The organism is Streptomyces sp. NPDC059355, from assembly GCF_042752335.1.
Lineage (GTDB): Bacteria > Actinomycetota > Actinomycetes > Streptomycetales > Streptomycetaceae > Streptomyces.
In genome coordinates, this window is sequence record NZ_JBHYXN010000016.1 from 105,511 (window position 1) to 118,392 (window position 12,882).

The window sequence follows — 12,882 nt, forward strand, 5'->3', positions numbered from 1 at the left end:
GCAACTCCCGCCCCGGCGACCCGGGCGCGGGGTCAGGACATCACGAACTCGCACCAGACGCATTTGCCGCTGCCCCGGGGTTCCACTCCCCAGACGTCCGCCAGCCGGTCCACCAGCATCAGGCCGCGGCCCGAGACGCCGGACTCACCCGCTTCGCGGCGGCGCGGGAGGGCGCTGGAACGGTCCGCGACCTCGACGCGCAGGCGCCGCTGCGGGCTCGTCAGGACCCGGAGGGTCACGATGGCCGGGCCGTCCGTGTGCATCAGGGCGTTCACGATGAGCTCGTCCGCGACGAGTTCGATCTCGTCGGACCGTTCCCGCGCACCCCACGCCCGTACCGCCGCGCCGATCATGTGGCGGGCCGCGACCAGGGCCTCCGGGTCTCCCGGGGCCACGTGCTGCTGGAGACGGCCGCCGCCCTGCGGGACGTCCTCCACCTGGCGGCGCAGCAGGAGCAGCGCCATGTCGTCGTCGCCGCCGCGCTCGTCGATCACCCCGCACAGCCGGTCCGCCAGCCGCGCGAGGTCCGCCGGCCCGCTCCGGACGAGCTCGGTGAGCAGCTGGATCCCGTCGTCGAGGTCCGCGCCCGGGTGCTCCACGAGGCCGTCCGTGCACAGGACGAGCGTTTCCCCCGGGTCCAGCTCCACGGTGGTCACGGGGTACTCCAGCCGGCCGAACTCCGCCGACAGGCTCAGCGGCATCCCGCCCTCCACCGGCAGGCGCCGACAGTCCCCGTCCCGGGTGCGCAGGAGCGGGTCGATGTGCCCGGCGCGGACCACTTGCAGGACACCCGTGGCGAGGTCGGCCTCGACGTACGTGCAGGTGGCGAAGCGGTCGGTGTCCAGCTCGTGCAGGAAGACGGAGGCCCGCGCCATGACCGTGCCCGGCGCGTGCCCTTCGGCGGCGTACGCGCGCAGCACGATCCGCAGCTGGCCCATGACCGCCGCCGCGTGCGTGTCGTGGCCCTGGACGTCTCCGATGACGGCTCCGACCCGGCCGCCGGGCAGCGGGATGACGTCGTACCAGTCGCCGCCGATGTCCTGGCCCATCCGGGCGGAGCGGTACCGTACGGCGATCTCCGCACCCGGCACCGAGGGGATCCGGCGCGGGAGCATCGCCTGCTGCAGGCCCTCCGCCAGATCGTGCTCCTGCTCCAGCAGCATCGCCCGCTGGAGGCTCTGCGCGATGCTGCTGCCCAGTGCGATCAGCAGGTTCCGCTCGTCCTGGGTGAAGCCGTCCTTGTCCTGGTAGAGCAGTCCGATCGCGCCGATCGGGCGGGCCTGGGCGATCAGCGGCAGGTACGCGGCCGCCGAGATGTCCATGGACGAGATCTTCGACCAGAGATCGGGATAGCCCTCGGCGAACTCCTTCGCCGAGTCGAGGAAGCGCGGTTGCAGCGAGCGGACGACCTCGCTCATCGGGTACTGCTCGTCGATCCGGGTGTACCGGGTGCCGGGTACGAAACTGTCGGCGGGACCCTCGGCCACGAGGTGGATCCGCCCGGCCTCGACCAGCCCCATCACCATGCCCATCGAGCCGAGCCGCTCCAGGCCGTGGGCGTCGCCGATGACGTCGATCACGTCCCGTACGGTCCGGGCGTGCGCGAGGGCGGCGGTGGTGCTCTCGACCACCGAGGTCTGGCGGCGCCGCTCCTCGTCGAGGCCGAGGCGCTCGGCCGAGTGGCTGAGCTCCTCGGTGGCGTCGCGGACGATGCCGATGATCCGGAACGGGCGGCCGTCGGAGCCGCGCACGACGCGGCCCTGGGTGTGGGTCCAGCGCAGCCGCCCGTCCTGGGTGCGGATCCGGAAGTACGCGCCGTAGCTGTCGTCGCCGCTCTTGAGGACGCTGGAGACGAGCGCGTCGAGCCGCGTCGCCTCGTCGGGCGGCACGCGCGGGCCGAGGGATTCGGGCCGGCCGTCGTATTCCCCGGGCGTCATGTCGTACACCTCGAGGGCCGCTGCGTCCATGTGCAGGAGACCGGTCTCCAGGTCCCAGTCGAAACTGCCCATGCGGTTCAGCGAGAGCGACCGGTCCGGGTGTGCGGGCCAGTCGTCCGGCAGCGATACGGTGGTCGGCACCGATCCACCATGACACACGGGCCGGTCAGGCGCGCTCCAAGGAGCTCGCCGGGTTCGCGAGCGGTTGTTGCCGGTCCGGGCCGCCGAAGGGGTCGTACGGGGCGTCCCGGCCGTCCTGACCGGACGGGGCGAAGGGGTCGTCGCCCCGGCCGAACGGGTCTGTCTGCGTGAACGGGTCTCCCTGGGCGAACGGGTCACCGGAGTCGGGCCGGCGCGGCATCGAGCCGTCGGCCTCCTGCGGGAGACCCGGGTCGGCGAAGCCGTCCGCGGGTACGTCGCCCGGCTGGTTCGGGGGCGCGTCGGACCGCGGCGCGGCCGGGGGCTGCCCGGGCCGCTGCTGCTTCTGCGGGGTCTGCGGCGGCGCCTGGCCGGGGCGGTCCGGCCGGACCTGCTGGTCGGGGCGTGCCTGCTGGTCCGGACCGGCCTGCTCGCCCTGGGCAGGCACGCAGTCCGTGGCCTCGGGGGCCGGGACTCCCGAGGGACCGGCCGGCGGCTTCGGCGGGGCCGGCGGAGCGGTCCTGGCCAGGCCGTTCGTCCCGGCGCCGGCGTCGTGGCCGGTCTCGGGCGGAGCGCACGGCTCGGCCGGGGCCGCCGCGGGCGGGGTCACGGGGCCGGTCGGGATGCCGTCCGCCGGGTCGAACGCGGGGACGGCCTGCGGGGTGCCGTCCTGGGCGCCGTCGTCGCCGGTCTTGCGCTCCAGCCAGGTGTTGTCGGCGATGTTGACGATGACCAGGCTCTTGATCGGGTGCGGGGTCGGTTCGATGACGATGACCTGGTGGGGCTGGTAGCCGCTCCACTGGTCGCCCTTGAGCGCCGGGGAGCCCTTCGGGGCACGCGGCGCCTGGAGCGGGTTTCCGCAGGCGCAGCGGACCCGGGGCATGCCGTGGTCGTCGACGAGGACGGCGGTGCCGGCCTGCAGGACGGACTGGAAGGCGTCCCCGCGGCCACCGCGGAAGGCGTGGTTGGTGACGCGGGTGTCGGCGCGGAGCACGACCGGCGTCAGGCCGCGCAGGAACTCGGGGAGCTTCGCCCGGTCGACGGAGACCGCCTGGGCGAAGGCCTTGGCCTTGGCTTCGTCCTCGGTGACGGCGCGCAGCTGCTGTTCCACGTCGCAGCTGCCGAGCCGCTTGGTGCCGGCGTAGAGCCCGGGCGTGGCCGCGTTGACGGTCCGGATGCCCTGACCGGTCGCGTTGGGCAGCGGAGGCTGCGCCGGGGCGGACTCGCCGGTGGCCGAGGTGGTGGTGAAGGGGTCGGGTCCGGCCGACCCCACGGGCTGGAGCAGGACCTCCTGGCTCTCCGGGCCGGCCGCGCTCTTCGGTTCCTCGGGGGCGCCGCAGGCCGCGGCGAGCAGACCGAGGAGCGTGAAGAGGGCGGCGCGGACCGGAGTGTGACGGCGTGGAGCCTGACGAGGTGTCGGTACGTGCACGTGAATCTCCCTTTCGCCCCGGTTGCTCCCTCCTGTCTGCCGTATCCGCGGGAGGGTCGCAACCGGAGCGGCGCGAGGGAGCGGGGTCGGCGCGAGGGCGGACCGGGGCAAAATCCGGATCGCGTCTTGAACATGTTCAAGGAACCTCGTAAGGTCACGACCGTGAGTTGAACGCGTTCAAAGCGTTCGGCCGCGCGCGGAGGGGAGCCCACGGTGACGGTACTGGTGCATCTGATCGTCACCCTGGGCATGCTCTACGTGATCCCCGCCGGCCTCCGCCTGATCGACCCGGCCGGGCTGCGCACAGCGGCCCGCGTCTGGCCGCTGCTCGCCGTCCCCGGGGCCGTCTGCCTCTGGCTGCCGCGCGGCGCGACCGCCACGGTGCTCGCCACGCTGTACGCCGCCGCCACCCTGGCGCTCGCGGCCCGGGCCCCGGCCCGGCTGCTGCGGACCCTGCGGACGCCGACCGCCGCAAGCGGCCCCCCGGCACCGGCCGAGATCGCCGTGCTCACCGCGCTGATCTCGCCGTCGGTCGCGGGGACCGCCCTCGTCGCCGAGCGCGCCGGGTACCGGCTGTTCGGCTTCGACCTGGACATCCTGGCGCTGACCGTGCCGCACTTCCACTTCGCCGGGTTCACCGCCGCCCTGGTCGCCGGGCTGGTCTGCCGGGCCACCGCGACCGCGCCCGGCAGTACGGCCCTGGCGCGCTGGGCCGCGTACAGCGTCCCCGGCGGGACCCTGCTCGTCCTCCTCGGCTACTTCGTGGACGACTGGGCGGAGCTCGCGGGCGCGGTGGTGCTGACCGGCGGGATGTGGGCGGTGGCACTGCTGACCTGGCGGGAGATCCGGCCCGGCGCCCGCGACCGCACCACCGGGATGCTCCTGGCGACCTCGGCCGCGGTGCTGGTGGCCACCATGCTGCTCGCCCTGTGGTGGGCGCTCGGCGAGGCCACCGACCTCGTACACCCCACGCTGACCTGGATGGCCGCGACCCATGGTCTCGGCAACGCCCTCGGCTTCGCCCTGTGCTCGCTGCTGGCCTGGCGCCGGCTGACCGTCGACCGAATGGAGATCACGCCATGACCCGCCTCATCAGCGCCGGCCGTGACACCGTCAACTACCCCGACCGGGGCGCGACGCGGCGGCGGCCGCTGCCCACCGGATACCACCACCTGCACCACCGCACCCGGATCGGCCGAGGACGGGCCGCCTTCGAGGCCGCCGGCACCGCCGTCACCACCTTCGGCGCCCACCGGGCCTCGGGCATGCTGGTCCGGGCCGGCCACGGCGCGGTCCGCCCCGGGAGCCGGGTGGTGGTCGGGATCGGCTGGGGGCCGCTGCGGATCAGCGCCCCGTGCGAGGTGATCTGGACGGCGTACGAGCCCGCGCGCATCGGTTTCGCGTACGGGACGCTGGCCGGCCACCCGGAGTGCGGGGAGGAGTCCTTCATGGTGTCCCTGGACCGGGACGGCGCCGTGTGGTTCGAGGTGACCGCCTTCAGCCGCCCGGACGTCTGGTACACCCGGCTCGCCGGCCCGGTGGTCCCCTTCCTGCAGCTGCGCTACGCCCGATGGCTGGGCCGCACCGTGCGCAAGCTGGCCGTCGCGGCCTGATCAGCCCGATACTGGAGGGGATGGACTGGTTCACGGCGCCCGGCTACTGGCTCGGCCGGCTGGTCTTCCAGCGGGCCCTCGCCGGCGTCTACCTCTTCGCCTTCGTCGCGGCCGCCCTTCAGTTCCGGGCCCTGATCGGCGCGCACGGCATGCTGCCCGTGCCGCGCTACGTGCGGTACGTGCCCTTCCGCCGCGCCCCGAGCCTGTTCCAACTGCGCTACTCGGACCGGCTCTTCGCCTGCTGCGCCTGGGCGGGGGCGGCGGGGGCGGCGGCCCTCGCCGCCGGGGCGGGGGACCTCGTCCCGCTGGGCGCGGCCATGGGGATGTGGGCACTGCTGTGGCTGCTGTACCTGTCGATCGTGAACGTCGGGCAGACCTGGTACTCCTTCGGCTGGGAGTCGCTGCTGCTGGAGGTGGGCTTCCTCGCCGTCTTCCTCGGCAACGGGCGGGTGGGGCCGCCGGTGCTGGTGCTGTGGCTGCTGCGCTGGGTGGCCTTCCGGGTGGAGTTCGGCGCGGGGCTGATCAAGATGCGCGGGGACTCCTGCTGGCGCAAGCTGACCTGCCTCTACCACCACCACGAGACGCAGCCGATGCCGGGGCCGCTGAGCTGGTTCTTCCACCACCTGCCGAAGCCGCTGCACCGGGTGGAGTGCGCGGCCAACCACGTGACCCAACTGGTGGTCCCAGTGCTGCTGTTCACTCCGCAGCCGGTGGCCTCCTACGCCGCCGGGATCATCGTGGCGACGCAGCTGTGGCTGGTGCTTTCGGGCAACTTCGCCTGGCTGAACTGGATCACCATCACGGTGGTCCTGTCGGCGGTCGACTTCACGGGGCTCGCGGGGCCGCCGCCGGCCGCTGCCTCGCGCGGCGCGCCCGTCTGGTTCGCGGCCCTGGTGTGCGCGGTGACCGTGCTGGTGCTGGTGCTGAGCCGGCATCCGGTGCTGAACATGATCTCGCGGCGCCAGGTGATGAACCGCTCCTTCGACTCCCTGCACCTGGTCAACACGTACGGGGCCTTCGGCACGGTGGGCCGGATCCGGGACGAGGTGGTGGTCGAGGGGACCGCCGACCGCGTGCCGCGGGAGGACGGGGCGTGGCGGGAGTACGGGTTCAAGGGGAAACCGGGTGATCCGCGCAGGATTCCGCGCCAGTTCGCCCCGTACCATCTGCGGCTGGACTGGCTGATGTGGTTCGCCGCGCTCTCCCCCGGCTATGCGCGGGACTGGTTCGGGCCGTTCGTGGAGCGGTTGCTGGCGGGCGACCGCGACACCCTGCGGCTGCTCCGCCACAACCCCTTCCCGGACGCCCCGCCGCTCTACGTACGGGCCAGGCTGTACCGCTACCGGTTCACCACCTGGCGGGAGCTGCGCGAGACGGGCGCGTGGTGGCACCGCACGCTGCTGCGCGAGTACCTCCCCCCGACCCGCCTCGCCGAGGCCTCCTGGTCAGAGCCCGAGTAGCACCGCCTCGCGCTCCGCCGAAATGCCCTTGGCCGAGCGGTCGTGGCGGAGGGGGAGGGGGCCGTCGAGGGACCGGAGCCAGGCCCAGGTGTCGGCCACGGTCTCCTCGACCGGGCGGCACTTCAGGCCCGCCGCCAGCGCCTTGGAGACGTCCCCGCCGAACATGTAGTCGTGCAGTTCGCCCTCGGGGAGCCAGATCGGCAGTTCGGTCCAGGGCTCCACTCCGGCCTCCGCGATCCGGTCCTGGTCGATCCAGCGGAGCTCGGCGCCGCCACCGGTCACGGCCGCGCAGGCCTCGAGGAGCGCGCCCATCGTGGCGTGCCCGGACGGGGCGACCACGTCGTACGGGCCGCCGTGTCCGGCCTCGGCCGCGTCGAGCGTCCAGTGCGCGAGGTCGCGCACGTCGATGTACTGGATCGGGAGTCCGGGGCGGCCGGGGGCCGGTGTGGGACCGCCGCGGGCGGTCCGGTCCAGCCACCAGGGCAGGCGGCCCACGTTCTCGTAGGGCCCGAGGATCAGCCCGGCGCGTACCAGCAGGGCCCGGTCCCCGAAGGCGTCGACGGCGGCGATCTCACCGCCCCGCTTGTCCTCGGCGTAGGCCGTGGATCCGGCGTCGGCCGAGCCGTCGACGACCGGGCCGTCCTCGGTCAGGCCGGCGGGGGCGGGGTAGGCGTACACCGAGCGGCTGGAGATGTACACGTACCGCCCGGCGCGGCCGGCCAGCAGCCGGGCACTGTCGCGCACGGCGGTCGGGGCGCCGCTCCAGGTGTCGACGACGAGGTCCCACTCCCCCGCGGCGAGGGCGTCGAGGCCCCCGGGCGCGGTGCGGTCGCCGTGCAGGGCCCGGGTGCCCGGCGGCGGCGCGTGGTGCCCGCGGTGGAAGACGGTGACCTCCCAGCCCCGGGCCAGGGCGTCTTCGGTGATCGCGCGTCCGACGAATTCGGTACCGCCCAGCATGAGTAGCTTCATGCGCTCCAGCGTGCCGGGGCCGGGGGCCGGCCGGAAGCCTTGATCGCCCACAGCGATGACGCTCACGGCGTAGGGCCTACGGGAACCTCCCGCCGGTCCCGAACGGTCGGCGGGCGCGCACGCCCGGCTCAGCACCGCGCCCCCGTCGCCGGGCGGCTCGGGGGCGCTGTGTGACGGTCGTGCTAGTCGATGCCGGGCAGGATGTGGGGCTCCGCCAGGTCGTCCTCGTAGCCGGCCAGTCGGATCGGGGCGGACCGGGCCCAGACTTCGAGGCTTCCGAGTTCGTCGACGTGAGGACGGAACCGCGCCCCCTGGTACGTCCTCGGCTTCTCCTCGGACTTCGTCGTCGTGTCTGTCACCGCGCACTCCTTTGTGTCGCGCAACCCGGCGGGCGAGCCGCGCGCCGGGCACAAGGGATCAAGGGTTTCCGGACGCGGTGGCGCCTTCGTGGAGCGTGGCCTGGATACGGCCGATCTGTGGCACTCAGAGTACACATATGAGCGCGCCCCCGCTCGATGGATTGGCAAAATCCCCTCGACGGCTTGATTTCGCCCGGAATTCAGGAAGTCGTACGCCGATGTGACCGAGTCGGGTGGTCTGCTCGACGCCGGTGACACGACCGGAGTACGGGCGGCGGAGGGAGCGACGGTGGCGGCGAGGTCCGGAGTGCCGGGGGTGCCGAGGGTCGACAGCATCGAGGAGCTGATGGAACTGCTGCTCGCGTGCCGCGGGGCGTGGGACACGCCCGACCGCAGCGGAGACCCGGTCGATCTGCACGATCATGGGCTACAGACTGCGGCACTGCTGCGCCGTTCGCATCCGTTCGACAAGGAGCTCCAAGTCGCCGGCCTGGTGCACGACCTGGGCCATCTGCTCTTCCCCGGGGACGACGCGCGCCACGCCGACCACGCGGCGCAAGCGATCCGTCCGCTGCTCGGCGGCCGGGTGGCCCGGCTCGTACGGCTGCACGTGCCGGCCAAGCGCTACCTGGGGGCCGTGGAGCCCGACCGGGCGCTGTCCCCGCAGAGCGCGCTGACGCTGCGCGCCCAGGGCGGGCTCATGGACGCGGCGGAGGTCCGGGCCTTCGAGGCCGATCCGGACGCGGAAGCGGCGGTGACATTGCGCCAAGCGGATGACGCGGGCAAGGTCGTCGGGCTCGACGCGGGCGTGATGGAGGACTGGCGTCCGGTCCTGGAGCTGGTGGCGGCGCGGGCGTACGAGCGCACACCCTGAAACGGCCGCGCCCCGGCCCCTTCGAGGGGGACCGGGGCACGGGACCGGGACGTGGGCCGACCGGCGAGGGGCCGCCGGGCGGAGGGCCTACCAGTTGGCGGGCGCGTAGTCCTTGAGGAAGACGCCGTACAGGTCCTCGCCGACCTCGCCGCGGACGACGGGGTCGTAGACCCGGGCCGCGCCGTCGACCAGGTCGAGCGGGGCGTGGAAGCCCTCCTCGGCCAGGCGGAGCTTGTCGAAGTGCGGGCGCTCGTCGGTGATCCAGCCGGTGTCCACCGAGGTCATGAGGATCCGGTCGGTCTGGAACATCTCCTGGCCGCTGGTGCGCGTCACCATGTTCATCGCGGCCTTGGCGGCATTGGTGTTCGGGTGCCCGGCGCCCTTGTAGCCACGGCTGAAGACGCCCTCCATCGCGGAGACGTTGACCACGTAGGCACGCCCGCTGGCCGCCCGGCGGGCGGCCTCGGCCATCGCCGGCCGCAGAGCGCTGATCAGGATGAACGGCGACGTGTAGTTGCACAGCTGGGTTTCCAGCAGCTCCACCGGGGAGATCTGGTCGATGGTCTGCACCCAGGTGTTGGTCTCGACGACGTCGGGCAGCAGGCCGCCCGCGTCGATGGCGGTGCCGTCGAGGTGCCGTTCGATGCTGGCGTTGCCCGCGACCAGGGCGAGGTCGGCGACCTTCTGCGCGTCGATCCCGCTGACGCCGACGGGCAGCGCCGCCAGACCGTCGACCGCGCCGGAGTTGAACGCGCCGATGACGTGGTGGGCGGGGAGCTCGCCGGCCGGCAGCGGGGCGCCCTCCCCCTCGACCAGCGCGGCGTACGCGCTGGGCAGGCGGCGCACGGTCTGCGTCGCGTTGTTGATCAGGATGTCGAGCGGGCCGGCCTCGGCCACCTGGTCGGCGAGGGCCACGGCCTGGGCCGGGTCGCGCAGGTCGAGTCCGACGACCTCCAGGCGGTGCATCCAGTCCGCCGAGTCGTCCATCGCCTTGAAGCGGCGGATCGCGTCCTTGGGGAAGCGGGTGGTGATCGTCGTGTGGGCGCCGTCGCGCAGCAGCCGCAGCGCGATGTACATGCCGATCTTGGCCCGGCCGCCGGTGAGCAGCGCGCGCTTGCCGGCGAGGTCGGCGCGGGCCTCGCGCTTGGCACGGTTGTGGCCGGCGCACTCCTGGCAGAGCTGGTGGTAGAAGTAGTCGACCTCGACGTACCGCGCCTTGCAGATGTAGCAGGAGCGCGGGCGCTGGAGTATCCCGGCGATCCGGCCGGCCTCCGTGACCGAGGAGGGCAGGATGCCCTCGGTCTCGTCGTCGATGCGCTCGGCGGAGCCGGTCGCGGTCGCCTCGGTGACGGCCTTGTCGTTGGCGGTCTTGGAGGCGCGGCGCTCCTGGCGGCGGCGCTGCTTGACCGTGCGGTAGAGGCCGGCGGTGGCGCGGCGTACGGTGATGGCGTCGGGGTGGTCGACGTCGATCTTGTCGAGTTCCCCGAGGACGCTGAGGCAGAGCGCCAGCCGCTCGGGGTCGATGCCCGGCCCGTAGGCGTGGTCGTCCGCGCTCACGTGGTTGTCTTCGGTCACCGTCATGGCCGCTGCCGTTCCTTGCTCACTCGTACGCGTCCGCCTTCTGCGGAAGTCCCAAAACCGCCACTGTACGGATCCGACGCGCCCGGAACCAAACCCGTCACCCGGCGCCTCACGCACCGCGACGGGGCCGTCACCATGGGCAGGGCCCGGCCGGCCCCGCCGGGGCCATGCACTCCTTCCGGAGTATGCCTCGGGTATGACTGGTGACCACCTGTAGGGGGAGGAATAGGCCGCTGAGGTCGGGCATTGTGGAAATCATGAGTGCCCTTGCGCTGTCGGTCCTGCTCTGCCTGGTTTCCGCCCTCGCGTACGCGGGCGGCGCGATCGTCCAGGAACAGGTCGCGGCGAGCACCCCCGACCGCCCGTACGCGCCGCTGCGCCGGGCCGGCTGGTGGTGTGCGGTCGGTCTGAACGGCCTGGGCGCCCTGCTGCACGTGGTGGCCCTCGCGTACGGGCCGCTGAGCCTGGTCCAGCCGCTCGGTGCGCTGACCATCGTGTTCGCGCTGCCGATGGCGGCCCTCTTCGTACACCGCCGGGCGGGTGCGGCGGCCTGGCGCGGTGCGGTGCTGGCCACGGTGGGGCTGGCCGGGCTGCTGGCGCTGACGGGCGGGGACGGGAACGCGGACCGGCCGCTGGCGGGCGGGGAGCGGAGCCTGCTGCTGATCGCCACCGGGGCCGGGGTGGCCGCGCTGGTCCTGGCCGCGCACCGGATGCACCGGCCGGTGCTGCGCAGTGTGCTGCTGGCGGTCGCGGCCGGTTCGGCCTTCGGCATGGCCTCCGTGTTCACGAAGTCGGTGGCCGAGAACGCCGAGGAGTTCGCCTTCGCCCCGGACGCGCTCGGCTCCGCGTGGCCCGACCTGGCGGCGATAGCCGTCCTGGCCTCGGGCGGGCTGCTGCTCTCCCAGGCCGCCTACCGGGGAGCGGGGCTGGCCGCGCCGCTGGCCACGCTGACCGTGGTCAATCCGGTGGTCGCGGCGGCGGTCGGCATCTCGCTGTTCGACGAGGGCTTCCGGTTCGGGGCGGCGGGCACGGCGGCCGCCCTGGCCAGCGGCGTACTGGCGGCGGCCGGCCTGATCCTGCTCGCGGTCGTGCCGCCGCACGTACGGGGGTCAGATGCTGACGCCGCGGCCGCGGAGGTACTTCAGGGGGTCGATGTCGGAGCCGTAGCCGGGGGACGTGCGCATCTCGAAGTGCAGGTGGGGTCCGCTGGTGTTGCCGGTGGAGCCGGAGCGGCCGATCCGCTGCCCGCCGGAGACCTGCTGCCCGGCCTTGACCCCGAGGGCCGAGAGGTGGGCGTACTGGGAGTACCGGCCGTCGGTGTGCAGGATGACGACCTGGTAGCCGTACGCACCGGCCCAGCCGGCGGAGACGACGGATCCGGGGCCGACGGCCTTCACGGAGGTTCCGGTGGAGACGGGGAAGTCGACGCCCGTGTGGTAGCCGCTGGACCAGGACGATCCGGCCACGTGGTACGCGGTGCCGATGGCGGCGTCCACGGGGGCGACGAAGCCGCCCGAGGCCGGCTGCTGCTGCGCTGAGGCGGGAGCGGGGGCGGGCTTCTCGGCCGGCTTCTCCGCGGGCTTGGGAGCCGGCTTCTGCGCGTTCGGCTCCACCGGCTCCGCGGTCCGCGGCGGCTTCTCGGGGTTCTGCGCGGGCGGCGCCGCCGGCGGGGCGGGTGCGGCGGTGACGCGCAGGGTGAGCCGCTGACCGGGGAGGATCAGGTTCGGATCGCTGCCCACGGTGGCCCGGTTGGTCTCGTACAGCGCCTGCCAGCCGCCCTCGACGTGCTGGCGGGTGGCGATCGCCGAGAGGGAGTCGCCGGGCGCGACCACGTACGGGTTGGGCAGGACGGAGGTGCCGGTCGGGCGGGGCGTGGTGGCCGGCGGGGCGGCGGGCTTCGCCTCCTTGACCTGGACCTGGACCTTCACGCCCTGGCCCTGGCCCTGCGGGGAGACGGCGGGCGCGGGGCCGCTGCGCGAGAGCCCGGCCTGCTTCCCGCACACCGGCCAGGCCTGCGGGCCCTGTCCGCCCAGGACCTTCTCGGCGACGGCGATCTGCTGGTCCTTGGTGGCCAGGTCGGCGCGGGCGGCGTACGCGGTGCCGCCGAAGGCGCGCCACGTGCTCTGGCTGAACTGCAGCCCGCCGTAGTAGCCGTTGCCGGTGTTGATGTGCCAGTTGTCGGTGGACTCGCAGTCCGCGACCTTGTTCCACGTGTCCACCGAGGCGGCGTGGACGGTTCCGGCGCCGATCAGAGGGAGTGCGAGTCCTGCGCCACCGGCGGTGACGGCGAGCGAGGCGCGGTTGATGCTGCTCGGCTGGTACCGGCGGTGCCGACCCCGTACACCCATGGGAGCCCCCATTGAAGACATCAGGAACCGCACAACTTAACGGCGCGATCAGAGCATGACAAGGGGCGCAACAGGGCGCACACCCGGGGAAGTTGACATTGATTCGCATGGCGGGACGGCTCGCGGCTTCTTTGCCCATGTAGCGTCGCTCCCACCCGCACATCGAAGCACTCA

Annotated in this window: 10 protein-coding genes and 1 pseudogene; 5 read left to right on the forward strand and 6 right to left on the reverse strand. The window is 73.4% G+C overall.

The annotated features are described in order from the left end of the window. Positions 1-32 precede the first annotated feature (32 nt). On the reverse strand, positions 33-2,096 hold the full coding sequence (locus ACFXGI_RS17690; protein WP_384706976.1) for a SpoIIE family protein phosphatase: 2,064 nt from the start codon (positions 2,094-2,096) through the stop codon (positions 33-35). A 7-nt stretch (positions 2,097-2,103) separates the two neighbouring features. Beyond that, complete coding sequence (locus ACFXGI_RS17695) at positions 2,104-3,504, reverse strand: DUF6777 domain-containing protein (RefSeq protein WP_384706978.1); 1,401 nt, start codon at positions 3,502-3,504, stop codon at positions 2,104-2,106. 213 nt (positions 3,505-3,717) lie between these two features. Between ACFXGI_RS17695 and ACFXGI_RS17700 the strand changes: the two genes are divergently transcribed. Genes ACFXGI_RS17700 through ACFXGI_RS17710 form a run of 3 tightly spaced genes read left to right on the forward strand, consistent with a single transcriptional unit; the run spans position 3,718 to position 6,577 of the window. After that, positions 3,718-4,587 (forward strand): YndJ family protein, encoded by an 870-nt coding sequence (locus tag ACFXGI_RS17700; RefSeq protein WP_384706980.1) that lies wholly within the window; start codon positions 3,718-3,720, stop codon positions 4,585-4,587. Beyond that, positions 4,584-5,117, forward strand: a complete 534-nt coding sequence (locus tag ACFXGI_RS17705) for a DUF1990 family protein (RefSeq protein ID WP_384706982.1) — start codon at positions 4,584-4,586, stop codon at positions 5,115-5,117. The genes ACFXGI_RS17700 and ACFXGI_RS17705 overlap by 4 nt, the downstream gene beginning before the upstream one ends. Before the next feature lie 20 nt (positions 5,118-5,137). Further along, entirely contained in the window at positions 5,138-6,577 is a 1,440-nt protein-coding gene (locus tag ACFXGI_RS17710) for a lipase maturation factor family protein (protein WP_384706984.1), read from the forward strand. On the opposite strand, the gene ACFXGI_RS17715 is transcribed toward ACFXGI_RS17710, so the two are convergent. Together ACFXGI_RS17715 and ACFXGI_RS17720 are read right to left on the reverse strand one after the other, a co-directional pair. Then, complete coding sequence (locus ACFXGI_RS17715) at positions 6,563-7,546, reverse strand: NAD-dependent epimerase/dehydratase family protein (RefSeq protein ID WP_384706986.1); 984 nt, start codon at positions 7,544-7,546, stop codon at positions 6,563-6,565. The two genes, ACFXGI_RS17710 and ACFXGI_RS17715, sit on opposite strands and share 15 nt — an antisense overlap. Before the next feature lie 182 nt (positions 7,547-7,728). Next, positions 7,729-7,905, reverse strand: a complete 177-nt coding sequence (locus ACFXGI_RS17720) for a hypothetical protein (protein WP_384706988.1) — start codon at positions 7,903-7,905, stop codon at positions 7,729-7,731. Between the two features lie 346 nt (positions 7,906-8,251). On the opposite strand from ACFXGI_RS17720, the gene ACFXGI_RS17725 reads away from it, so the two are divergent. After that, positions 8,252-8,779, forward strand: a complete 528-nt coding sequence (locus ACFXGI_RS17725) for an HD domain-containing protein (protein ID WP_384707090.1) — start codon at positions 8,252-8,254, stop codon at positions 8,777-8,779. Between the two features lie 87 nt (positions 8,780-8,866). On the opposite strand, the gene ACFXGI_RS17730 is transcribed toward ACFXGI_RS17725, so the two are convergent. Further along, the gene (locus ACFXGI_RS17730; protein ID WP_384706990.1) at positions 8,867-10,360 is read right to left on the reverse strand and encodes an SDR family NAD(P)-dependent oxidoreductase; all 1,494 of its coding nucleotides are present in this window, start codon (positions 10,358-10,360) and stop codon (positions 8,867-8,869) included. A 257-nt stretch (positions 10,361-10,617) separates the two neighbouring features. On the opposite strand from ACFXGI_RS17730, the pseudogene ACFXGI_RS17735 reads away from it, so the two are divergent. Continuing rightward, positions 10,618-11,412 (forward strand): annotated as a pseudogene (locus tag ACFXGI_RS17735) (DMT family transporter); the annotation flags it as partial. A 57-nt stretch (positions 11,413-11,469) separates the two neighbouring features. Here the strand turns inward: ACFXGI_RS17735 and ACFXGI_RS17740 are convergent. After that, complete coding sequence (locus ACFXGI_RS17740) at positions 11,470-12,708, reverse strand: transglycosylase family protein (protein ID WP_384706992.1); 1,239 nt, start codon at positions 12,706-12,708, stop codon at positions 11,470-11,472. Between the last annotated feature and the right edge of the window lie 174 nt (positions 12,709-12,882).

Bases quoted from the DNA above. Each gene is read 5' to 3' on its own strand.
- ACFXGI_RS17715 (WP_384706986.1), bottom strand. From the start codon at position 7,546: ATGAAGCTACTCATGCTGGGCGGTACCGAATTCGTCGGACGCGCGATC.
- ACFXGI_RS17740 (WP_384706992.1), bottom strand. From the start codon at position 12,708: ATGGGTGTACGGGGTCGGCACCGCCGGTACCAGCCGAGCAGCATCAAC.
- ACFXGI_RS17730 (WP_384706990.1), bottom strand. From the start codon at position 10,360: ATGACGGTGACCGAAGACAACCACGTGAGCGCGGACGACCACGCCTAC.
- ACFXGI_RS17725 (WP_384707090.1), top strand. From the start codon at position 8,252: ATGGAACTGCTGCTCGCGTGCCGCGGGGCGTGGGACACGCCCGACCGC.
- ACFXGI_RS17710 (WP_384706984.1), top strand. From the start codon at position 5,138: ATGGACTGGTTCACGGCGCCCGGCTACTGGCTCGGCCGGCTGGTCTTC.
- ACFXGI_RS17705 (WP_384706982.1), top strand. From the start codon at position 4,584: ATGACCCGCCTCATCAGCGCCGGCCGTGACACCGTCAACTACCCCGAC.